The organism is Ktedonobacter racemifer DSM 44963 (assembly GCF_000178855.1).
GTDB classification, from domain to species: domain Bacteria; phylum Chloroflexota; class Ktedonobacteria; order Ktedonobacterales; family Ktedonobacteraceae; genus Ktedonobacter; species Ktedonobacter racemifer.
This window is the reverse complement of sequence record NZ_ADVG01000004.1, coordinates 879866-903770: the sequence shown is the minus strand read 5'-3', so window position 1 is coordinate 903770 and position 23905 is coordinate 879866. Positions and strand designations below refer to the sequence as shown.

The following is a 23905-nucleotide window of genomic DNA, read 5'->3' as shown; positions in this document are numbered from 1 at the left end:
CATCCTGCGGCGTTTTCGGTGAATGCATGTCGGCTTGATTTTCAAGTTTTCTCCCAACCCAGGTGCTGGCATCTAGGTTGGGAGAAAAGATATTATCCCACGGCTTCATGTACAGACACCTGGGGTGCTTCTCTCCTCTCGGTTTGCTTGAGCTTGAGATAGCGTGCACTCATGATACCGACAAACCCCATCGCACCAGCACTTACGAGCAGATGAGCCACCCGAACGAGCCAGTGTAAATCGCCAATGAGGAGCGTAAACTGGTTCATGCCAAAGGTTGGTATGATGAGCGCGTAGATGATGCCCAGTGCTCCCGCTATCCTCATGCCTCTGGTGAAGAGCAGTATAATACTCAGAGCCAGCATAGCCAGAGCGACGGTGAGACCGAACAACATATGCGCATCGAGGAAGCTTATATTGGCAAACCAGTGCAGAAGTCCCAACACCAGGGCTATCGCACCTGCAATATTGCTTATCCAGTGAAGGATGCGAACTGTTTTCAGCAAGAAAAACCTACTCTTTCTTTATTGTTACTACGTGATTTAAGAGGGGTAAAAATATTTTAGAGTACATTGGCTGATATGGATATTTCATGATAATCTATGGGCATGAAGTTAAGTCAGTATGCCAAAAAAGCTGGAGTCACCTATAAAACCGCCTGGCGGTGGTATAAAGCCGGGACGCTCGATGCCTACCAAACGCCCGCAGGGACGGTGATCGTGCGCGATCCGGTGGCGGAGAAGCCAGAGACGGGGCGCATCGCCTTGTATGCGCGCGTGTCCTCTGCTGCTCAAAAAAGCGATCTCGAGCGCCAGGTGCAACGCCTGCGCGACTACGCGGCGGCCTGTGGCTACCCAGTGGCCAAAGAAGTCGTCGAAATTGCATCGGGCCTCAACGACAACCGCCCGAAATTCCTCAAGCTGCTGGCCGACCCAAGTATTGGCACCATTCTTGTCGAACACCGCGATCGTGGCACCCGTTTTGGGTGGAGGCATCTCACAACGCTGCTCCAAGCCCAGGGACGCCGCATCGAAGCCATCTTTCCCCATGAGACGCAGGACGATCTCGTCGATGACGTTGTCAGCCTCATTACCAGTATGGCGGCCCGGATGTACGGCAGGCGCGGCTCTCGGCACAGAGCCGAACGAATCAAGCAGTGCGTGGAATCTCTCATGAAAGAGGAGCGGACCGAGGAGTGCGTTTGATGAGGCGTTCTTAAGATGCAGGCAGGACCGGATCGATGCTGATTACACGCGGCTATCGCACGCAATTAGATCTCAATCACCAACAAATCACCCTCTGCAAACAGCATGCAGGCGCAGCGCGCTGGTCCTGGAATTGGGGGCTCAGACGCAAGCAAGAGGTCTATCAGCAGGAGAAACGCTGGATCAGTGCGATGGAACTGCACCGGGAATTGAACACGCTCAAGCAAACCGAGATTCCCTGGATGTACGAGGTGTCAAAAGCCGCGCCGCAGGAGGCGTTACGCGATCTGGATCAAGCCTACAGGAACTTTTTCCGCCGCTGTGACCTCAAGAAAGAAGGCAAGTGGAGGGGCAAGCCGGGGTTCCCCAAGCCGAAGACCAAACGGAAAGGAGTGGGCAGTTTCCGGCTGACAGGCAGTATTCATATTTACGAGCAAGCCATTGAACTGCCGCGCTTCGGACGGCTGCGCCTGCACGAGTGTGGCTATTTGCCTACCGGCGGCGTCGCTGTGCTCTCGGCCACGGTCAGTGAAAAGGCAGGGCGCTGGTTTGTCTCGGTGCAGGTGAGTGAGCAGGTGCCCGATCCCCCACAGGCAGCTGGTCCGCCGATCGGCGTAGATACCGGGATCAAAACCCTGGCCCAATGCTCCGATGGGCGTGCCATTGCCAACCCCAAAGCCCTCACATCCGAACTCAAGCGGATCAAGCAGCTGCATCGCTGGCTCTCCCGGAAACAGAAAGGGAGCAAGAACCGCGCCAAAGCCCGTCAAAAAGTAGCGCGCAAGTATGTCCGCGTCGCTTATGTGCGCGAGGATGCCCTCCACAAAGGCACAAGCCAGCTCACCCGCGCCCAACTTCCTCCAGAAGAACGTGAAATCCGCAAAGCTGAGATTGCTGCTACGTTGCCAGAGCCGAAAGCCAAGGTGAAGCCAAAGCGTGGCAAGCGATCAAAAAAGGAGTCGCCCCCTGAACCCCTGCCGAAAACCATTGCGAACAAGGTCAAAGCCAAGCAGATGAAAAAACTGCTGCTCCAGGCTTGCATCTTGGATGCCCAGAGGCGTCCTGCCGTGGTCGTGCTTGAAGATCTCCATGTGGCAGGGATGCGCACAGAACCACAAGCTGGCTCTGGCAATCAGCGATGTCGGATTAGGCGAGTTCAAGCGGCAAATGGGCTACAAAACGTTCTGGCAAGGAGAAAACCTGCTGTAGGCAGATCGCTGGTTTGCTTCCACCAAACTGTGCTCTGGCTGCAACCATATCAAAGAAGAGATAGACCTTTCAGAGCGCATCTATGTCTGCGAGCATCCGGCCTGTGGGCTGGTGATCGATCGTGACCTCAATGCCGCGCTGAACCTGGCAGCGCTGGCGATCTTGTATCTGAGCGGCCAGCCAGGTCCCTACCGGGAGTTCCTCGGGAAGGGTGAAACGCCTGTCGGAGAGGGCAGCTCTGGCTGATCCGTCGTGAGATGGTTCAGTGAAACTGCCCTCGGTGAAGCAGGAACCGATCCGGGTGAATGTGGCTTGTCCATATTTGTCCAAGTGTCGGAGAACGGTTAAGAGCCTTCTGAAACAGGTACGCTTGCACCTGTATGCTCTTCTAGCGCGGCCATAAGTGCTAAGACGATATCCTCTCGCCAGGGGCGAGCCACCAGTTGTACACCTACTGGCAGACCAGCACTGCCCATCTCAACGGTGCGGGCTGCACGCTCAACGCTGTCTTTCCCAATGCTTCGCTCGCTCTCCTCACCTGGGCGCACGCGAGTAATGGGTGCTACGCCAGCGGGCAGGCCAAGCAAGTTATAGAGGATAGCATAGCTGCCAGCATTGGTCACATTTAAAGTGCCACTGCTGCCGTGCGTCAGGGCTGGAAGTGCATGGGGCGGGCAGAGAAGAGCATCAAAATGTTCGGCATCGAGTGCGGTGAGGAAGTGCTGACGATATTGATTGCGCTCTCCCACCAGGTGCCAGTACTGCTCGACCGACAATCTCCCACGAATATGTTGCAAGGAAGATGCCATGTGAACCTGCCCACGTCGCTTGAGCAGGCCTACCAGTGGCGCGCGAACGATCCCTGGCAGACTGCTTACACGCATATTAAAACTGATGCGACGATCGCGTGTATCGCGTCCGAGATTGCGTTTATGGGTCGCAAAACCATCCGCGCCAACCAGGCCAACATAGATCTGTATCGCTTCAGCAACATCGGGCGGGTTCCAGGATTCAACGATAGCGCCACGTGCGCGCAAGACCTGCGCCGCCTCCTCAACAGCGCGGCGCACAGATGGCGCAACCGAAAAAACGCCATTATTGGTATACATACCGATACGCAGGCCGCGAAGAGAGACGGCGGTGGGGTCAGGCCAGGGAACCGGCGGCACCGATGGATCAAGAGCATTCAGGCCAGGGGCCGCCAGAATGTTCATTGCCAGGCGAAGATCTTCAACGCTGCGGGCTATGGGAGCTGGTTGAGCGATAATGGCTTCCTGTCCAGCAACATAGGCATGGTGAGCTGTATCGAGATGGGTCAATCTTCTGGCAGTGGGAAGTAGGCTGTATAGACCACAGAAGTGCGCAGGCACACGAATACTGCCACCGAAATCGCCTCCTAGCCCGAGAGGAGAGCCACCAGCGGCAATAATGGCGGCCTCTCCCCCACTGCTTCCACCAGGGGTACGTGCCAGGTCCCAGGGATTATTTGTACGACCATAGACCGGATTATCAGATTCGTGGTACATCAGTAGTTGGGAGACATTCGTCTTCCCCAGCACAATGGCTCCAGCCTGGCGAAGCCGTTGCACTAGGGGGCCTTCATGCTCCATTGGTCGCGATCTCTGACTCATAATACCCACTGTTGTAGGTGTTCCAGAGACCATAAATTGCTCTTTGAGGGTGATGGGTACGCCATGGAGCGGACCAACAGATGTTCCTTGTGCAAGCATACTATCGGCTTTGCGAGCCTCGGCCCGTGCCTGTGCAAAGAGTGGTACGACGACGGCGTTCAGGAGAGGGTTGACGGTTTCGATCTGACGAATATGTGCTTCAACGACCTCCTCTGAGGAAAGGTGCCCTTCCGCAATACTGTGTGCCAGTTCTGAGGCACTCAGGTGGGTGAGATGCGCCACTTCATCTTTCTGATCATGCTTCTTTATCATAGTAAACTTTTTCTTTCATGCAAATCGCTCTCAGGCTGGGAGCAGAGTTTCGACCTCATGGGGATGTACCTCTTAGTTGCCTGGAAGGAGTATAAATTGCAAGGGGGTGAGTTGACATCACCTGTTGTGATGGTTGTGAGTGGGTGAGGGAAAAGCGAGGAGATCAGAGCAGAGACAGGTTTCGTGCTACCTCGCTGGCCTCGACACGGTTGTGGACATTGAGCCTGCGATAGAGGCTCTGGACGTGGGTTTTCACCGTATTCACCGAGATCACTAGTTCGCGAGCAATCTCTAGATTGGATAGCCCCGCGACCAGCAGACGCAAGACCCGTTGCTCCTGTTCACTGAGGGGCTCCAGCAGCAAGGTGTCCTTCTTGCTATGCAGGATGCCGTTGTCTGGTTGCTGCGTACCGGGTTCGTGGGCAAATGCGCGTAAAAGGGTGCGTACGTAGGCGACCTGGGAGGTCTCTCGCAGTTCTGGTAGCAGCATTTTCAGCAGGGTTTCCACTACCCGGCCTTCATCTAGAAAGAGGCGTTGATAACCCTCATCTTGTGCCATCGTTACCACTGACAGCATAAGTTGTTTTGCCTCAAGCAGCCGAGCCTGGCTGAAATAGGCCAGAGCCTCAAGCAGGAGTATTTCCAGTGTCGAGCGTAAGCGCTGCTGCGTTTGCGCCAGCGTTTTCCAGGGACCTAGAATGTGTAGGGCCTCTTCACTCTCGCCTTGCGCAATATGGAGACGCGCGAGTAGCAGGGCTTCTTCCTGCTGTCTTAAGAGTGGCAAATCCTTTTTCTGTTTGTGCGCAAAGGCATCAAAAGCGTGCTCTCTGGCTTGATACCATTTTGCTACAGAAGGAAGTGCTCCCTCTATGAGCTGAAGGCGAGCCTGACAGGCCCGTATCGCTCTCAGAGGCCAGGCAAAGCGGGCATGCATCTCCCATCTTAAAAGCATATTATGAGCCTGATCTTTCTCTCCAGAGATATACAGGAGACGAGCCTGGATCAATGAAGCAGATGCCAGCACGTGAACCTCATCCTCCTGATTGGCTCTTAAAGCCAGTGCTTGAGAGACATAGCTCCTGGCAGTTTCTCTCTCATTCCATTCATAGGCCAGCGCGGCAAGGTTATGATAGGCCCACGAAACGAAGAATGGTTCTGAACCCCCTGTCTTCAACAATAACTGTTGTCGGATGCTCTCCTGGTCTTCATCAATGAGAGCCAGGGCTTGATGATAGTACTGAGAGGCTTTCTGTAGTTCGCTTTTCTCCCTGCACACCTCTCCCAACAGGAGCGACGCGGCAAACACCATGGAAAGCAAATTGAGGCGTTTCGATTCTCTGTATACTTCCAGGAAGCGCTGCCAGGCCACATCCATCTCACCTGCCAGGAATGCTTCTAATCCTTTAGCTAACATATTGTCAGGATACATCAGACTGTGTTTGGAAAGGATTGGTTGGGCCTGGTGAGCCAACATAAACGCGCTGGCGAGGTCACCTTGAAAAAAGGCAAGCTCAGCGTGAAGTTGCAGCGCTTCCCCCAATTTCTCCCATGCTTCCTTTGCCTCAAAGCCCTGTTCCGCCCATTGAAGGAGCTGATCGACACGTTCCCAGGCGCCAGGCGAACGCTGATCAGTGGCAAATGTCAGAGCGAGCACATACAGGAAACAGAGTTCCGGGTCAGCCTGCACGATCTGCTCAGGCATCTGTCTCAGCCAACGATACAATGTGTGACACTCATTGCGAAAGCCATGCAGGATCACAAAACGTTCGATCAATGTTGCTACGCGAAGAAAATCTTCACCGGCAAGCGCAGCTTCAATCGCTTCCGGAAGCATCTGCTGTTGCTCATACCACTGACTGGCTTTGTTGCTCAGTGAACGTACGGTGGCAGTTCCCAGGCGACGTCGAGCTTCGTGTTGCATCGCCTGCGCCCACAGCATGTGATAGCGATACCATTGCTGCTTCTCATCCAGGGGTTGCAGGAAGAGATTGGCCCGTTCCACCTGTTCAAGCAGGCGGTCGCTATCCTCTCTGCCCGTGATGGCATCGCAAAGCGAGGCGCTCAAGCGGTGGAGTCCGCTGGTCTGTAGCAAGAAGTCTTGCAGCTCTGACGGCAGACTCGCGAGAACTTCTTCGCGCAGGTAGTTGAGCAAAAGGCGCTGGCTGCCACTCAACGTTTGCACATAGGCGGAAGGATCAGTGTGTTTTTGCAGAACGAGTGCAGCCAGTTGCAGGCCTGCAATCCAGCCCTCGGTGCGGGTTTTCAGTAGCGTGATATCGTCCTCCGAGAGGATGAGTCCCATGCTCTGAGTGAGAAAGAGGTGCGTTTCTTCCTGCGTGAAGCGTAGATCAGTATCGCGTACCTCGCCCAAAAGCCCGCGCACACGGAAGCGAGAGAGGGGAAGGTCGGGATCTATGCGGCTAGCTAGCACCAGGTGCACATGAGATGGTAGATGCTCCAGCCAGAAGGTCAGGGACTGGTGAATGGTTGGCTCATCGATGACGTGATAATCATCCAGGATCAGCAGGATGGGCGAGGTCTCTGCATGTGCCTCAGCCAATTCATTGAGCAGGGCTGTCAAGCAGGTAGAAAGAGGCTCCAGTGTAGGCGTTTGCAGCAGGGCCAGCGCACGCGCCCCAATCTCTGGTCGACATCTGCGAAGTGCCATGATTATCGAGAGCCAGAAGCGCCTCAGGTCATTGTCTAGCGCCTCCAGAGAGAGCCATGCAATCGATTGGGGATACCTACGCGCCCATGCTGAGAGCAGCGTCGTCTTGCCCCAGCCAGCGGAGGCGGAGAGCAAGGTGAGTGGGTGAGAGAGGGCTCCATCCAAAACCGAGAGCAACCGCTCCCGTACAACGGGCATGGTGGGCGAACCTGGGGGAGAGAACCTGGTCACTACCATCGTAGCTCTGAGTTCACTGCCCGGCTGTAGAGTGCTGGAAGGGCTTGCTTTATTGGCGTGCGTTGTCGGCAAGGAGACAGGAGAGGCAGACGCGTGCGAAGGTGCTAATGACAGATCCTGATTGAACTCATGAAGGGCCTGTGCCACCTCCTCTAAACGCGCAAATGTCACGGTCGCACTTTGTCCAAGATAGCGTTTCCTGGTCTGCCCCGAGCTTGTGTGGTAGGCATACCAGTAGCTGGTCCCGCGTGGCCGAGCCTCTTTTAGTACGCTCAGATGACCATGTTGCCCCTGGAAGGAGAAGGAGGAATGGGTCGTCAACCAGGTGTGCCACGCTTCCTCATTTTCTGGCGTCATCGGTTGTGGTGAATGGTCAGGGGTATGCAGAACATACAGGTGATGCTCGGCAGACCAGAGAAGTATATGCGCAGGTGGTTTTGGCATAGGCTCCTTGTACACAACAGGTTTCATCCCCAACACCCCAACATGGATGAGTATAGCAAAAACGTGGCTGGCAAGCAAGCCTTCTCGCAAACTGTCAATCTGATCCTGTGGAGAGCGTTCTCTGACTGGCGAGACTGGTTTCTCCAAACAAGAGGCGTCGCCAATTGATAGATTCAAAGAGGTGGCTGTGAGCAATGGTTTAATGAGTTAGTATGCTAAGGCGCCGTCGCGCGCTCAAGCTGAATGAGATAGGTCAATGCCTCCTCGCGTGAGTTACCGCACATCTCCTCGGAGGGGCGGAGCAGGCGGCAGACCTGGGGGCGCTCTGGCTTGCCAAAAATCTGGCAGCGATTATCCTGGGTAAGCTGTACACAACGTACGCCCGCGGGTTTACCCTGTGGCATACCAGGGATAGGTGTGCTGATAGAGGGTGCGATACAGCATGCCCCACACCCGGCGCGACATTCCAAATCGCTCACTCTTCCTTTCATGGTACAGCAGATCCAGTAGTGCTTCTGAAGCTCCCCGCGCTAAAGCGACGGGGGTTCCAGGGGGTCGGCCCACGCTTCCCGTCCTTCTCGCTTCAGCAAGAAAGCTGGCTCTAGTGGTGGTCCCCCTGAACTTTCGGGCAGACGCGCTCTCGCACGGGTCAAACCCATGCTTCGGGGCAAGGTCTGCCCCTCTTTCGCGCGTTGTGTGAGACGCTCGTGTGCTGCCCGCAGGCGCGCTTCCGCACCTTCCCAATACTCCTGGTATCGGGCACACGAGGGAATGGGGTCTGCTGGATCAAGGTAAGCAGCCAGAAACGCCGAATACAGGTCGCGTTGCACGGGACCCACGCCACACTCGCACTGATGCCAACGCTGCGAAAGCGGCTTCTTGAGCTTCTTGCCACAGCCATGACACCACTGGCTCAGCGCGGTGGTGCGTGTGGGGACGCGCCACCAGGGTGCCGCCCGTACTCTCAACGGTGCGCCTCAACAGTTCCACAAACATCCCTGGTGCTCGCAGTCCCACACTCTTCCCAAACTGCCTCTGCCATGCCTTGTAGGAAATCTTTTCGATGATGATGGTGGTGCCCAGCTTCACTACCTGATGCACTTTGTGCCCATGCAGGCTCTTGCGATGCGCTACGAGTTTGCGCTCTTTGCTCGCCTTGCGTTGCCGGGTGGCCTGGTAGCGCTTACTCTGCTTCCAGTGCAGCTTTTTCTTGCCTTGTTTTTTGATGCGCCCCTTCTCGTCGTAGTTCTCAGGATTGGCCGCCCTTCGTTGCCGCTCCATCTGCCGTTGCAAGCGACGAATGGCACAGGCCTCAGGCGCCAGTTGTGCACAGAACACCTCCAAGCTTGCCTCTCCTTCCTGGGGAAAGAGGGCCAGGGTGGAGGGACCAAGGTCACCGCCAACAATACTCGTGCCAACCGTGTGTTTTTTCTTCTGGTGGGGCTTGCCCTCCAAGGCCAGTTGCACGACATAGCGATACCCCTCTTCATCAGCGCCCGCCGCTCTAGGGCTGCTGGCAGGACGCTGGATGAGGCGGGCAAACTTGATGCGGTGCCTGAGCCCATGGGTCACGACTTCATCCTTCCAATCGATGAGGGCGGGCAGCGGGTCTCCGTTCCAGAGCAGATACCCGGCGTTTCCCTCCTCGGGTGGTTGCAGGACGAAGCGCAGGCTGGTATCGTTGCGCTTATTCTCGAGACTGGAGAAGCCGCGTCCTCGGCTCTTGAAACGCACCCGCCTGGCTTGGCCCAGGCAGACGCGATTGAGGGCACGATAGGCGCGAGTGGCCAGGGTTTGGGCCAGCACGGCCTCGATGTGCTCGGCAATCCAGCCCACGCGCAGCCCCTTGACGGCTTCATGCAGGGCGGCTTCGGAGAAGCCATACGTTTTGCGCAAGGCGGAGAAGGCGGCGGCTCGTTCCGCTTTGTGGGTGCGAGGAAGGGCACGGGCCTCTTGCCAGGCGGGGTCAGATCGCATGCGGCGCAGGCGCTTTTGTCCTTGGGAGAGGATGGCGTTGTAGAGTTGACGAGCGGCTTCCAGATGGGAGCGCAGGCGGGCGGCTTGCCCTGGATCGACGGCCAGAGGCAGTTCGAGCAGAAAGGTGGGGGTCGCAGGTCGCTTCTCCTGCTGTTCCTTCTTCTTGCATTGTCCCTGACACTTCTTCGGCATTGTGGCCCCTTCTTCGAACACACACGTGATCTCGATCCACTGACGTCTATTGTACCAGAGGAACGGGAAGAACGCTAGTTCTAGGTATCTGACCCTGCTCTCTTTCCTCTCATCCAGCAGAGACGGCGATTCATCCCCGGCATCAATGACCGGGGCTTTCTCGCCGCGTTCTCTGTAAACTCCCATTCGGGGGCACGGTGGCGCACCTACTCTCATTGGGAAAGGGGGTAGCCTGTTTTTTCGTGAGGTATTTTCGCATTAGTATAACACATGGTTCCTCTACATGAGAGGAATTATTTTGAGCCACTGCATCCGGACTGGCCTACCTGAATGTCTATTTCATGAGAAGGAAAATACCATATATAAGCTCTATGTTCTACAATAGTAAAGAGGCTAATCGGGAAATTGAGCTTGTTATAAAAGCAAATAGCAAATGGAGGGCGAACTTTGCAGACTATGCCGGGACAATGCGCGATTCTAGGATCAGGTGAGACGACTGTGGTTGGACGCCGCGTGCTGAGTCAGATGCTACCTCGCTTAGAAGAACCGCGCACCATCGCGGTTTTAGATACGCCAGCTGGTTTTCAGCCCAACCGTGTGCTGGTCGCGGAGAAGATTGTACGGTTTCTGCGGGAGCGCCTGGGTGAGTTTCGCCCCCAGCCGCAACGAATTGAGACGCGTCAGGAGGAGCAGGAGAGCGAGACCGGGACCGCCATGCTAGCCGCCATCACACATGCGCGCGCCATCCTTGCCGGGCCAGGCAGCCCAACGTATATGATACGCGAACTACAGGGAACGACCTATTTTGATGCCATCCGCCAGGCACATGCTAACGGTACCGCGCTCTATGTTTCCAGCGCGGCCTCTATCGCGATGAGTTCTTATAGTCTTCCAGTCTATGAGATTTTCAAGGTTGGCGATGAGCCGAGCTGGTATCAGGGGCTGGATTTCTTCAAACCCTTTGGGATGAACCTGGCGATTGTGCCGCACTGGAACAATAATGAGGGTGGGGCCGACCTGGATACAAGCTTCTGCTATATGGGGCGCGAGCGCTTCAGCAAGATGCTCAAGCAGTTGCCAGAGGACGTGGTTGTATTAGGTATCGATGAGCATACCGCCTGTATTCTGGACTTTGCCACGGGCGAGATCGCCGTTGAGGGCAAGGGAGGCGTCCATATTATCCGCGAGGGCCAGATGGTGGAGTTCCAGGCGGGCGAGAGCTTTCCCTTAACGTTGCTGGGAGCGGAAGCGATCGAGCAGGGGCAGCAGGCGCTCTCTATGGTTGACAATCCGATCGATATTGAGACGTTGCTTGCGCCGGGCGAGACCCTTGATCCACGCATTGAGGAGCAGAATCTGGCGGGAGCGCTGCCCTCGCCACTTATTGATGCCCTGGTGACCATTCGCACAGACCTGCGTGCCGCGAAGCAGTGGCCCTTTGCCGACCGCCTGCGCGACACGCTCAGCACCTATGGCATCGTGATTGAAGACACTCCCCAGGGCTCCCAATGGCGTATAGAGGAAGAAGAGTGAACTACCACTGAGCTGAAGACGCAGCGGCTTCTTCGGAAATCGTCGGGTCTGCGGTTTGGGAGCTTTTTAGGAAGCTCAAGTTCACCAGACTCCTCATCAGAAATGATGAGACCGTTTGAAAGGTCATGACACCTGCGGTTGACGCATCAGACCGCTGCTCTGTCGCCTGGGTTTAAGTAGGGCTGAGGAAAGGCCCGGTGATCCAGGTGCAAAAAGCCTTTTGAACACTGTCGAGATGAGGTCGGATTCCCTGCATGGTCACAGTGCAGGGATACGCATCACCCGGCGCTTGCCGGAGTATTTTTCCGAAAGGAATCGTCTGAACATGGTCTATGTCGTATCAGCAGATAGGACGCCGCTTATGCCTTGCTCTGCTGCGATTGCCCGTTTGTTGCTCAAAGAGGGAAAGGCCAAAGTCGTCCGCAGAACCCCTTTTACGATCAAGTTGTCCGCACAGCCAGAGCGTACCTACACCCAACCCTTGACCTTGGGAGTGGATACCGGGAGTGCGGTGATTGGTTCGGCTGTCGCGAGTGAACAGGGCAGCATCTTGTATCTTTCTGAAGTGGAAGTGCGCAATGATATTGCCACGACGATGAAAGAACGAGCCACCCATCGTCGAGATCGCCGCAACCGAAAGACACGCTATCGGCCTGCACGCTGGTTACATCGGAGGAATTCCATCAAGACTGGGCGATTCTCCCCAACCATGAGAAGCAAGATCGACGCCCATCTGCGAGAAATCCACTTTGCGCACTCCTTGTTGCCAATCTCGTCCATTGTGCTGGAAACAGGAACCTTTGACCCGCATGCGCTCAAAAACCCGGAGGTGCTGCGAAAGAAGTGGCTCTATCAGAAGGGCATCAATTACGGTTTTGCCAATACCAAAGCCTATGTGCTCACACGGGATGGCTACACCTGTCAACACTGCCAGGGGAAATCCAAGGATCAACGGCTCGAGGTGCATCACATCATCTTTCGTAGCCAACACGGAAGCGATGAGGAAAGCAATCTCTTGACGCTCTGCAAGACCTGTCATGATGCCCTTCACGCGGGAATGATTACGCTCAAACACACCGGGAAGAAAAAAGGGGATTTGCTGCACGCGACCCAGATGAATAGCATCCGCGTGCAATTGTTGAAACAGGTTGAGGCGGAAGAAACCTGGGGCTTCGTGACGAAAGAACATCGATTGCTTGCGGGTTTGCCCAAAGAACATTGTTTTGACGCGGCCATGATTGCGACACGCGGAAATCGGCCTGTTTTCCAGATACAAACGGTGTTTGTCAAGAAATGCATTCCAGATGGAGAGTATCAGCAAACCAAAGGAAAGCGAAGCGAGCAACGGATCCCGACAGGAAAAATCCAAGGATGCGCGCAAATGCGACAAAGTGCGTTATCGAGGTCAGGAATACTTTATCAAAGGGCGTATGTCTACTGGTTATGCTATTTTGATGATGATAGACGGGAAAAAGGTCGATTTGAAACCCATTCCCAAGTTTGAGAAGATGAAGAGAGTGAGTGCGCGATCCTCATGGATGACCTGTCAAAGCATCATGCCAGGTTCCTCAAGCTCTCTCATCTGATGTTCGTGTGCAAATACCGGAAAAAGCTGCTTCTCTTCTCTGGAAATGAGGTAAAACAAGTATTCGAGGAAATTGCAGCGAAAGCCAGGGATAGGAGTAAGGAGCGGCGTTCATCCACGAGGCTGAAGACCTCGTGGTTTTCTCGCCGCTCCCCGTATAAATAAGTGATAGAAGAGGCTGCTCGCGCATGCGCGAGCAGCCTCTTCTATCACTTATGTGGGGCAGCACGGCAAAGGTCGTAGGGAACACGCTTAGTAGGTAGAGTGTGTGTCAGATTGCGAATCTCTCAGGAGGAGCAGCAGATGCAATTGCGTCCCTTCTGTTTGGCCCGGTACATGGCGCGGTCGGCTTGCTCTATGAGAGCGTCGCGTGTGGTACCATGCCTGGGATATGCGGCTATGCCGATGCTGGCGGTCACTGAAATCTCGTATGTGTTATCACGAACACTGCAGAGGAAGGGACGTTCTGCGAGGATGGTGCAGAGTTGTCTGGCTCTCTTCCTGGTTGTGGGCAGATCACTATTGGTGCAAATCAGGGCGAACTCTTCTCCCCCATAGCGGCCGATGACGTCTTCCTGGTGCAGATTGGCATGTAAGCGTTGGGCAACCTCGTAGAGAATGGTATCGCCTGCTCGATGCCCCCATTGATCGTTTACGCTTTTAAAATGATCGAGGTCAATAAACATGATTATGAAGGAGCTATGCTCTGCTTGCGCCCGTGCGAGAGTCGCGTCAATATAGCTCATCACGGCCCGGTGATTGGGAAGCTCAGTCACGGGATCAATAGTTGCCGCAAATGCCTGTTCGCGATAGAGTTTCTCTAGCTCTAGCAAGAGTACGCCCTGTTGTTGATAAGCCTCCTGCAATTGTTCGCGCAGTGTCTTCTCGCTCCTGGTCACGCGCTTCTGGTCGCTTAACAGGACGCTCAGGCGGGGCATCTCACCACAGAGCCAGCCGAGAATCAGCATGATGAATACGACCATCAGAATGATGCTTCCCCAGTGCTCATTTGAGAGTCCAGCGACCCAGGATTGTGTGAGTGTCGCCCAGATAGCTACTAGCGTGGCACCTGTTCCCAGGAGTGCGATTGCTGTAAGCACCAGGCGTTTATAGTTGGCTGCGGACGCTATATTCTTGCCTTTTGCTCTATTGAAACTTAGTATTATGGGCAGGGTGAAGAATAGCGATGTGGAGCATAACAAGAGGACAAATGAGCTTGCCAACATGATTTCATGTGTAGTTCGCTCGATCTCTATGGCGTTATTGCCGCTTTCAAAGAGTGAGGGGATGAATATAAAGCCTATAACCATGACCACCAGGATAGTGAAGGCCTGGACCAGCATTGTAAAGACAGGGACCCCCGCAGCGTTTATGCGTGCAAAGGCAGGAGGCAGGCGGTGATGTTGAGCCAGGGTGATAAGTAGGCGCGAAAAAAGCACCATAAAGATGACTGCCTGGAAGATATCAGCAAGGCCCAGCACGAGAGTGGCGGGAAATGTTACCACTGGTCCGAAGGCGTTTATCCAGAGTTCAATCGCAGCCTGAGTTTCATTTCTTGACACAACAGGTGTCCACGCGGCGGCACCGACCAGGGCCAGCAGATAGAGGAAAGGTATGATGGCAGCGCCCCACCAGATGTATTTGGAGGCTCGGCGTAGGCCCGCCTGGCCCTCATGTACCTCGCTGCCCATAAAGAGGGGATGATTTAGGCCAAGGAAGGCTAGAATCGTGAAGCTATAGAATAGAGGTTGCTCATGCCACAAGAGTGGCTGAGTTGCCGGGTGGTTCCAGGGAAGGAGCCATAGCACGCCATGCTGTAGCCTCCACAGCGCGCTAGCACCCAGGATGATATAGAGTGCGCCGTAGCCGAGACAGGCAATAAAGAGGAGGTGCTTTAAACGCGCCAGTGGGAGACAACTGATGGCCGTTGCCAGAAAGAGCATAAGAATCATGAGCAGGCCCTGTTGAGAAGAGGTATAGAGCCAGGCTGGTTTGAGCATGCGGAAGTAGATAATCGCCTCCTGAAGCGAGGTCGAAGTATAGAGCATGCTTGTAAGCCAGATACTAAAGGTAATCGTAAAGCCAAGGACGGGGTTGAAGACGCTCTTGAGCCACACATAGGGGCTTCCCTGTCCCGGCAGGTGCCGCGCCAGCCAGTAGAAGACGACTGCCCCTGGCAAGAAGAAGGTGCAAGTGCCTATAAGCCAGTAGAGTAAGGCGAATGGCCCGGCCAACTGCATCAGCATCGCAAACGATAGGACAATGATATCGAAAATAAGGAAGACGACTAGGTCACGAGTACCTAATGTCCTGGGAAGCGACTGAATGTCAGGGAGCGTCGCAGTGATCCTGGGTATTTTAGCTTCGAATATATATTGCGCCGTTTGGGGAGAGTTCCGCTCCGGCTGCTCTGGTGGAGGGATTGCCATAATATCTCTTTCTTAGCAAGCTAGCATATAGCTGAGACGCGCTTTAGGTTATGAGAGCAAGATGACAAATCTATTCTCCTTCTAGTATATTTACCCACAGCTACAGAGACCCATTGAAATGCTGAGTAAAATGGCTCGGAGCATGCCCTTGAAGCGCCTTAGAAGGTGTTGTACGTATAACATACAAATACACTAACGCAGACTCCTACAAAGTAGTAGCGGGCCGAAGCAACATGCTTCGGCCCGCTACTGGTGTACGCGGCTACCTGGTTAGCTATACTGTTTCGTGTTAGCGCAAGGGGTCGCGTCAGAGATGTAGATATTGCCCCAATCGTCGGGGGGAGTGAAGTTCTGTGGATTATCAACTACACCAGCCACGCAGGGTTTGCGCACCAGCGTCGAGATGCTCTGGTAGACAGGAATCCAGGCGACATCGTTGATGAGCGCCTGCTCAGCCTGGTTGTACTGTTTCAGGCGTGCCTGCTGATCCGCATTGACGTCGGCCTGCTCCATCAGGAGCTGGTTTGCCTGCTGATCCGTGGCGAGAGGCGTGGTGTTCTGCCCATAGTTGAAGGCGTTTTTGGGCGAGCCCTTATCGAAGATCAGGGTCAGCCAGTCCTGGGGATCGGGATAATCCGAGCTCCAGTCGAGCGCCCACATCTGCATGCCTTTGGGATTGTTCACTGTGCTATTGCGGTCATCAAGCAGCTTGTTGAAGTCTTCGTCCTGGATCTTGACGGTGACGCCAAGGTTCTTCTGCCACATCTGCTGGACAGCGGCAAACATGTTACGCCAGTCAGTTAGACCCAGGGTGGAGACGGTAAAGGTAATCTGGGGGAAGGTAGAGACGGTAAGGCTCTCCTCTTTTAAGCCCTCGGCAAAAAGCTGCTTGGCCAGTTCCACATTACCTTTGGTGCTGGTAACGCCATGCGTAGCCGTCAGGTTCTCATTGTAACCCGGCATGCCCTGAGGAACAATATGATTCGATGGGATGGCGGTGTCTTTGAAGACGTTATGCGCGATGGCGTCCTTGTCGATTGAGAGCGCAAAGGCCTGGCGAATCTTCAGATTGTCAAATGGTTTTGCCAGGTAATTCATGGTAAAGTATTCGACATCGAGCTGAGGGATGCTATGATATTGCCCGTCGGGCAATTGTTTGGCGCTGGCAATTTCTGTAGAAGACACGCTGGAAGAGTCTACCTGGTTCGCCTGGTAGGCGCGATAGACGGTATCTGCCTGCTTGTAGAAGACCATGACAACCTTTTTGAGTTTGGGTTTGGGGCCGTAGTAGTTGGGATTGGGTACAAATTCAATGTCTTTGTTAGGAGTGTAGCTGGCGACTTTAAAGGGGCCATCTCCGCCGATGCCCTCGCTCAGATGAGCGGCAAAGTTATTGCCATACTTCTGGATCATGCTCTTCTCAACCACAAACGAGGTTTGATAGGTCAGGATCTGCAAGAAATAAGCGGCTTTGCTTTTGGCAATGAGGACCACCGTCTGGGAATCGGGCGTCAAAATACTATCATTGATGAGCGATGGTACGGCGCCGCTGAAGCGCTTATCCGCGTCCTTGAGCAGGCCGAGGTACACGGGCGAGACAGGTGACTTGAGATCGGGTGCCAGGGCCCGATCCAGGCTATAGGCCACGTCTGCCGAGGTCAGGGGTGTGCCATCACTGAACTTGAGGCCAGGTTTGAGCTTAAAGGTCCAGGTGACGCCATCAGCAGCCAGTGAATGTGAGGCCGCGAGTTGGTCCTGTACCTGGAGCTTGTCATCGAGCTCAACTAGGCCAGTAAAGACCATATTGACGGCATTGATGGCCGCCGATTCGGTCGCGAGCGCGGGATCGAAGGTCTGCAATTCCGAGCGACCTTCAACGGGTTTGACCAGGATCTGCTGGTCATCCGGGGCCTTGCCGCTGCTGGTTGAGGTGTTGTTGCCACCGCCACAGGCTGCGACAAAGAGCATCAGGATGCCCATGAAGAGAGGGAGTAAACGACGGGTTGTGATGCGTGTACGTGGTCGGGTGTCTGGTGTGTGTAGTTGCATTAGGTCTCCTTGCTACCAGATAGTGAGAGTACCACAAATAAACGATGCGGTGCAGTACGACTCTCTTGTACGTCAGGCACATATTCTGGAAAGAGAGAGAAGGCGCCAATGGCTACTGAGCGCCATCTACACCAATGGAGAAGGCGCTTTGGCCAGAGTTAGCGAGGATAAAGTAGAGAACTCATCCATCAGCTTCTCCAGCGAAAAATTCGGGATAGTAACAGATACTACGTCAGCATCGGCAGAAATATCACACATATGCAAGAAATTGTTTTTTTCTTACCAGTCGTATTCTGCAAACATAGAGCATTTATGTTTCATAAATATAAATATAAACATGAAATGCAGGTTAAAGTATTACACTCTATTGTGAGGTTCGCGTGTCAAAGAGTGTGGGTGGGTTGGCTTCGCCAACCCACCCACACTCTTTGACACAGTTTTTTCTTCATGGGCGCCATGTTTACGGCGTGGCGTTGCGGGCGGTGAGGGTGAAGAGTTTGGGGATGCCGATATCGTCGAGTTTGGGATTGGGTTCCTCGTCCAGGGAGGAAATGATGAGATCAGAGGTGGCGACGGCGGTAACGACCTCGCCGAGGGTCCATTGACGCTGGTACACTATGGGAGCATTTTCCTGTTCCCCTGTGGGGAGATGCTTGCTCAGGGCCACGGGTTTGGTGATAAGCGCTTTGTCGAAGTAGTTGCCCTTGACTTTATGTTTGGCACCTTTGGAGATAATCAGCTTGGTCGAGATGGGGTGGAAGTCCTGGAGCAGGAGCAGACCACCAGGGCGGAGCAGGCGCTTGATAATGCTGAAGAGGGGTTCCAGGTCCACGAAGTAGTGGAGCACACCCAGTTCCAGGAGCACCAGGTCATAGCTGGCATCTAACTCGCTCTCTGGCAGGCTTAACACATCGGAGACAATATAGCGCAAATCGACTCCGGCGGCCTGGGCCACGTCGCGGGCATAGCGTGCATTCCCCTCGGAGATATCGACGACGGTAGCCCGGGCGCCGAGCTGGGCCAGGGCGATGGCCTTGGCTCCATGCGAACCTAGCAGGTTGATAATCTTCTTTCCCTGTACCTCTGGCAGATGGTGTACGAGCGAGCCCAGGCGTCCACGAGGATCTTTCAGAATGCGTTGCGCGGCCTCCTGGGGTGAGCCAAAGCGTGCCAGCCAGGCGTCGTAGGTGTCCTGGTTCCAGGCCTGCATGTTTAACCGATTGTTTTGCTCTTGTAAGCGCTGCCAGTAGGCCTTGATGACACGTACTAACTCATCCTCGGGGGAAAGCGTGCGCACGTAATAGTCTGGCGCCTTGACCCAGAAGTGGCGTCCAGCATGTTCGATGCGTAGGCGGTCGGGATCGGTCGCCACGACCGTATTGTACTGACAGGAGAGCGTCACACGGAACGGCTGTTTGCGGAAGGAGAAGCGAGCCGTATTCCCTTCGTGGGTGATGGAGCCTGAGGGCAGGAGCTCGTGCGCGTGCGCGAAGAGGTCCCATTGGATGGAGATATCTATAGTACGGGGAACCTCTTCGAGGGCGCCCTGAGCATAGAGGGCGGCGCGGTTCAAAATGGTATAGTCAATACGCCTCTCTTCAAGTGTTGTTACGAGCTCGGTAAGCGTCTCCCACCAGTTCGCGGCCATAGAATATTGCCGTTCTCCCTTCGCCATGTTTGTATGTTCACTACTATAGCAGGCATCGCCCATGATGGCAAACTCCATCATATTTGCAGGCAAGACCTTCCAATTCTCTGATACTTATCGCGGCCCGCTACGTGAGCCTTGAGGTAAGGGTGTGAAGGCTTCTCTAATCCACTACCCATGAGCAAAAGGTCACACTATGGGAAGCTGAACTGCAAGCAGGTGCTTCTGAACCTTTCCCAGGGCGTTGCGTGGGAGCGCATCGACAAAGACCACGCGGCGTGGTTTCTTATAGCTGGCGAGACGCTCGCGACAGTAGGTGATAAGCTCAGCAGTTTGAGGCACCTGTCCCTTTTTAGGGACAACTACCGCGACGACCTGCTCACCCATGTCGCTATCGGGTAGGCCAATTACCGCGACCTCGGCGATGCTGGGATGCGTCTCCAACACATCTTCGACCTCGCGGGGATAGATATTGTAGCCGCCGCTGATAATCAACTCGCGTGCGCGGCCCGTAATCGTGTAATACCCATCCTCGCTACACCAACCCAGGTCGCCCGTCTTAAACCAGCCATCCTCAGCAAAGGCCTCAGCAGTGGCGTCGGGCCGGTTCCAGTAGCCCGCGAAGACGTGGGGGCCGCGTACCTCGATCTCTCCTATCTCGCCAGCAGGCAAGGGCTGGTGTGTACCTACATTGACGACCCTCGCCTCCTGACTGGGGAAGGGCATACCAACAGTACCAGCACGTCGTTCGCCCTCGTAGGGATTGGTCATGTTCATAATTGTCTCGGTCATGCCTCAGAATTTCACACCAAAACTTATTGAAGAAATACGGGCGGCTCTCCCAGAATTGAAGCGCATTCTCATGAAAGAGTAGGCAGATGATGATGTTGGCTCTCCCTTCCTGGGAGGGCCTTTTCATCCCTTGCTGTTGTACTGCATATGACCATCCACCCTGAGAAAAAATTTCATGAAGGTGGGCATGCTACTTCTTCTGCTACCTGTGCTCATCTAAGCGAGCAACGAGCAAGTGCTTCTGTACCTTCCCCAAGGCATTGCGTGGGAGCGCGTCAATAAAGATGACGCGTCGGGGTTTCTTGTAGCTGGCGAGCCGTTCACGACAGTAGGCTATGATGTCGTTGGCATCGCGAGGCTGGTTGGGCCTAGGGACGATGACAGCGACAACTTGCTCGCCCAGATCCAGATCGGGGAGCCCGATGACGGCGACCTCACCAACGCCTGGGTGGGTCGCTAAGACGTCTTCGACCTCGCGTGGATAGATATTGTAGCCCCCGCTAATAATCAGCTCGCGGGCACGACCAGTAATGGTGAAATAGCCGTCAGCAGACCGCCAGCCCAGATCCCCCGTCTTAAACCAGCCATCCTCGCTCAAGGCTTCGGCGGTCGCTTCGGGACGGTTCCAATACCCTACGAAGACGTGAGGGCCACGGACCTCAATCTCCCCAATCTCGCCCGCAGGGAGCACCTGGCGCGTTTGTGTGTCCACGATGCGCGCCTCCTGGCCTGGAAAGGGCAGGCCAACCGTTCCTGCACGTCTCTCGCCATCATAGGGGACGGAAAGATTCATGCCCGTTTCCGTCATGCCGTATCGCTCAAGGATGAATTGTCCAAAAGTACGTGCGAAGTCGTTGAAGAGGTGTGGGCTGAGCGGTGCGGAGCCGGAGACGAAGAGGCGTGGATGGGGCACTGGTCCCCCCTGACGTTCGGCCTCAGCCAGCAGGCGTGAGTACATGGTAGGAACGCCAAAGAACAGGCTGATGCTTGGGTCATGGCGCAGGCTTGAGAGCACGCTTGCGGCATCAAACTTCCGCCGCAGGGTCACTCGCGCCCCCGTGTAGAGCGTGCCGTGCATCCCGACCATCAGGCCATGAGTATGGAAGAGCGGGAGTGTGAGCAAGAGATGATCCTGTTCGCTCCAGTGCCAGGCCTGAGTAAGCGCCTGAATATTAGCGAGGAGATTGCGCTGAAGCAGGAGCGCCCCTTTGGCTCGTCCCGTCGTGCCAGAGGTGTAGCCAATGACTGCGGGAGCGTCCGGTGATGGCATGGTCAACTCGTGCGTGCCACCCTGCTTGTCGCCAGCGTCCAGAAACTCGCTCCAAGAAAGTGAAGCGCTGTTCTCCTCATGAACGTCCTCGCCGACGATGATAAGCGTTTCGAGGTCCGGCAGGTCCAGGCGCGACAGCTCGGTCCGCCCGGCAGGTCCAGTGACGCAAAAGCGCACTCCCGCATCGCTCATGATATGGCTCAGTTCAACCTGCCGGTACTGGGTGTTGACCAGCACCACGATCCCCCCAGCGAGGTGCGTTCCCAGGTATGTGACGACAAAGTCCGGACAGTTCTCCAGAAAGAGTGCCACCCGGTCACCTTCGTGCAACCCATGCACCAGCAGCGCCTGCGCGAAGGATGTTACCTGTGAGGCAAGTTGCCCGTAGGAGATGGTTTGCCCTTCAAAGAGGAGAACGGGTCGTTCCGCCCCTCTGTCCGCATGCTGAAATACTGCCTCAACGATTGAATCCATGTCGTACCTCACTCATCATTCACTGTGCTTGCGTGACGATCAACGCCTCATTCTCATGCTCACTACCAATCCTCCCTTTTTATATCACTTCTCGCGTCAAAACGTCATCCTGAAATGGGCATAACCAAAAATGGGAGAACAGAGAAGCGTCACAGAACGCCAGCAGGTTCTCAGATCGAGAGGAAAGCAACCATACGATCACTACCCACTATCCAATTTTTACCCAGCTTGAATTTTTTTCCTATTTGCCTGCTTGAGATGGGGAGGTAAAAGAGGAGAGGCCCAGGGAATGGCCGTTCCTTCGACCACCTTCCTTCACCTCCTATTTCAAGGTGAGAAATGGCTCCCCAGGCGGAGTGAGCGCAAGGGATTAGCCGCCGACATTCGCGCTTTTTCGCGACAATACGGCACAACAACTGTCAGAACTACCGTCAGAGCAAATAGGCCTGAAACGGCATCTAATCAGCGTTTAGGCGGAATATCTTTTGTATATATCTTCAATGAAATATGTATAAAAGAGACGGTATTATACAGCGTTGCTGAAGCTTTGTCTAGCAAGCTTGTTTCGCGTTCACAACCGTTCATCAAAGCCTCTTTTTACCGCCAACGTTCACAGCATTAGGTGTCAATTTGATGTCAAATATACAGAGGGCTGAGCGCCGTTCCTAGCGGTGCTCAGCTTTTTGTGGAGAGGGAGGATCTGATGTATTTTAGGCTCACCCGCTATCCCTATGAAAATGGGGAGCCCGCTAATTGCGTGAACCATTTTCATTCCCTTCTCCGACGCGCAACGTCATGGTCCTTTTGATGCTGAGACTGGAAAGCATGAGCAACTGGGCAAACGAACCCCGAAAAGCTTCGTTCAACGCATCAGCAAAAGGTCTACCTTTTGCTGAAGAGTCTACCATTCCAGCGCGCATGAAAGGTCTACTCGCTGCTGAAAGATCTACTATCATCTCGAAACGTCTACATTCTTCAGAAAGGCCTACCTTTGGCGTGAAGTTGACCCGTTTCTGTAGATGCTCTACAGAAACGGGTCAACTTCACAAATTCCTTCGCAGATAGAAGGGACCTGTAGCCGCGAACCAGATTGATTAGGTTCGCGGCATATTTGAATTCGTCTATTCAAAACAGGGATCATTTTTGGTGTTTACATCAATACTTAGATGCGCAAATGACAAGAGAATAAAGAACAAGCATGCAGCAATTACTGAAACATCTGGGGGCCAGCCCAAGGGAATGGCTCAGAGCAGGCAGAAGAAAAACTTGAATTGTATAGGAATCAAAGGATGCGGCTTTAGCGTTCCACCGAATATTCGCGGCAATGACGATCCTATTTTTCACCAGGTGATCACGGTAGCAAATGCCCAGGGGATCGCCGAAAAGGACCTCTTTACGGGCATGAAAGAAAGGCGGTACCTGGCTCAAGGTGAGCGGCTTGAACCACTGATGGTCGAAGCGTCTCAGTTAGCGCTCCAACGGGCGCAGGTGGCTCCAGAAGAGATTGATCGGCTCTATGGATATGCATCCGTACCAGAGTTTTACACGCCCAATAGTCTCTATCTGGTGCATCAAGGCGTCCAGCTTCCCGAACACACCCTGGTTGTGCCAATTAATAACGAATTTAGTACCTTTTTGCTTGGCGTGCTTGAAGCATGTGCTGCCATTACAGCGGGACGGAGCAAGTACGCTTTGGTTACCTGCGGTACGAACTGGATGCACTATATGGATTACACGCAAGGGCACGCGCTCAGTGTTGGCGATGGTGCGGGTGCGGCTGTAGTTGGTCCAGAGGCGGATTTTGAACTGATTGACTACGCAACACAAACACTGAGTTCCCAATATGGCGCGATGACGATGCAAGCACGCGATACCCCGCGTGCGACGTACAAGATCACGGAAGATACAGGGATTTACTCCTTCCAAGTATCTGCAATGGAAGGGATACCCACGATGGTGCGAACCTTGCTCAGCAAACATGGGTTGACGGGGGAGAACATCGCCCTCATTACCCATCAAGCATCGCGAGTTTTGATGGATCACTGGGCAGAGCGTCTTCAGCCCAAACAATATCTGGACACCCTGGAACAGTTTGGGAACCTGACGCTGGCCTCCTATCCTGTCACCCTTGCCTACCATTATTTGAATATCACGGTTGACTATCTGGTGCTCGCGGCAGTTGGCGTGGGCTATCATCAAACAGCACTGCTTCTAAAGCGGCACAGTCATTAAGAGTGTCATAGTGCGTTG

The 23905-nt window shown here is 54.4% G+C and carries 13 protein-coding genes and 3 pseudogenes; 6 read left to right on the top strand and 10 right to left on the bottom strand.

Going from position 1 to position 23905, the window contains the following annotated elements; genetic code table 11:
- Positions 1-92: 92 nt before the first annotated feature.
- On the bottom strand, positions 93-506 hold the full coding sequence (locus KRAC_RS45615) for a hypothetical protein (RefSeq protein WP_007919005.1): 414 nt from the start codon (positions 504-506) through the stop codon (positions 93-95).
- Positions 507-608: 102 nt separating this feature from the next.
- Here KRAC_RS45615 and KRAC_RS45610 point away from each other — a divergent pair, with 102 nt between their 5' ends.
- From KRAC_RS45610 to KRAC_RS77260, 3 genes are read left to right on the top strand one after another with little or no spacing between them, the layout of a single operon-like run.
- On the top strand, positions 609-1205 hold the full coding sequence (locus KRAC_RS45610; protein ID WP_040447880.1) for an IS607 family transposase: 597 nt from the start codon (positions 609-611) through the stop codon (positions 1203-1205).
- Positions 1206-1240: 35 nt separating this feature from the next.
- Complete coding sequence (locus KRAC_RS63870; RefSeq protein WP_007919001.1) at positions 1241-2539, top strand: RNA-guided endonuclease TnpB family protein; 1299 nt, start codon at positions 1241-1243, stop codon at positions 2537-2539.
- Positions 2442-2660: a zinc ribbon domain-containing protein gene (locus KRAC_RS77260; protein ID WP_338010161.1), complete on the top strand. Its 219-nt coding sequence runs from the start codon at positions 2442-2444 to the stop codon at positions 2658-2660. The genes KRAC_RS63870 and KRAC_RS77260 overlap by 98 nt, the downstream gene beginning before the upstream one ends.
- 98 nt (positions 2661-2758) lie before the next feature.
- Here the strand turns inward: KRAC_RS77260 and KRAC_RS45600 are convergent, their stop codons facing one another.
- The 4 genes and pseudogenes from KRAC_RS45600 to KRAC_RS45585 form a co-directional block, all read right to left on the bottom strand.
- Positions 2759-4357 (bottom strand): amidase, encoded by a 1599-nt coding sequence (locus KRAC_RS45600; protein ID WP_007919000.1) that lies wholly within the window; start codon positions 4355-4357, stop codon positions 2759-2761.
- Between the two features lie 163 nt (positions 4358-4520).
- Positions 4521-7706, bottom strand: coding sequence for a winged helix-turn-helix domain-containing protein (locus KRAC_RS45595; protein WP_007918999.1), 3186 nt, complete (start codon positions 7704-7706; stop codon positions 4521-4523).
- Positions 7707-7921: 215 nt separating this feature from the next.
- Positions 7922-8197 (bottom strand): YkgJ family cysteine cluster protein, encoded by a 276-nt coding sequence (locus KRAC_RS45590; RefSeq protein WP_007918998.1) that lies wholly within the window; start codon positions 8195-8197, stop codon positions 7922-7924.
- Positions 8198-8236: 39 nt separating this feature from the next.
- A pseudogene (locus KRAC_RS45585) lies at positions 8237-9875 on the bottom strand (nuclease/transposase family protein).
- Positions 9876-10331: 456 nt separating this feature from the next.
- On the opposite strand from KRAC_RS45585, the gene KRAC_RS45580 reads away from it, so the two are divergent.
- Complete coding sequence (locus KRAC_RS45580; RefSeq protein ID WP_244422581.1) at positions 10332-11408, top strand: CysS/YqeB C-terminal domain-containing protein; 1077 nt, start codon at positions 10332-10334, stop codon at positions 11406-11408.
- Between the two features lie 319 nt (positions 11409-11727).
- Positions 11728-12994: pseudogene (gene iscB / locus KRAC_RS45575) on the top strand (RNA-guided endonuclease IscB).
- Positions 12995-13280: 286 nt separating this feature from the next.
- On the opposite strand, the gene KRAC_RS45565 reads toward iscB, so the two are convergent.
- From KRAC_RS45565 to KRAC_RS45545, 5 genes and pseudogenes are all read right to left on the bottom strand, one after another.
- A complete protein-coding gene (locus tag KRAC_RS45565) occupies positions 13281-15422 on the bottom strand; it encodes an amino acid permease (RefSeq protein WP_007918993.1) in 2142 nt (713 codons plus the stop codon).
- A gap of 270 nt (positions 15423-15692) precedes the next feature.
- Positions 15693-17471 carry a peptide ABC transporter substrate-binding protein gene (locus KRAC_RS45560; protein WP_007918992.1) on the bottom strand — a complete coding sequence of 593 codons (1779 nt, stop codon included), beginning with the start codon at positions 17469-17471 and terminating at the stop codon, positions 15693-15695.
- 460 nt (positions 17472-17931) lie between these two features.
- On the bottom strand, positions 17932-19200 hold the full coding sequence (locus tag KRAC_RS74925) for a class I SAM-dependent methyltransferase (protein ID WP_211221443.1): 1269 nt from the start codon (positions 19198-19200) through the stop codon (positions 17932-17934).
- Positions 19201-19308: 108 nt separating this feature from the next.
- Positions 19309-19914, bottom strand: a pseudogene (locus KRAC_RS45550) (AMP-binding enzyme); the annotation flags it as partial.
- Between the two features lie 199 nt (positions 19915-20113).
- On the bottom strand, positions 20114-21655 hold the full coding sequence (locus KRAC_RS45545) for an acyl-CoA synthetase (RefSeq protein WP_007918990.1): 1542 nt from the start codon (positions 21653-21655) through the stop codon (positions 20114-20116).
- 1266 nt (positions 21656-22921) lie between these two features.
- On the opposite strand from KRAC_RS45545, the gene KRAC_RS45540 reads away from it, so the two are divergent.
- The gene (locus KRAC_RS45540) at positions 22922-23887 is read left to right on the top strand and encodes a 3-oxoacyl-ACP synthase III family protein (protein WP_040447866.1); all 966 of its coding nucleotides are present in this window, start codon (positions 22922-22924) and stop codon (positions 23885-23887) included.
- Positions 23888-23905 lie beyond the last annotated feature (18 nt).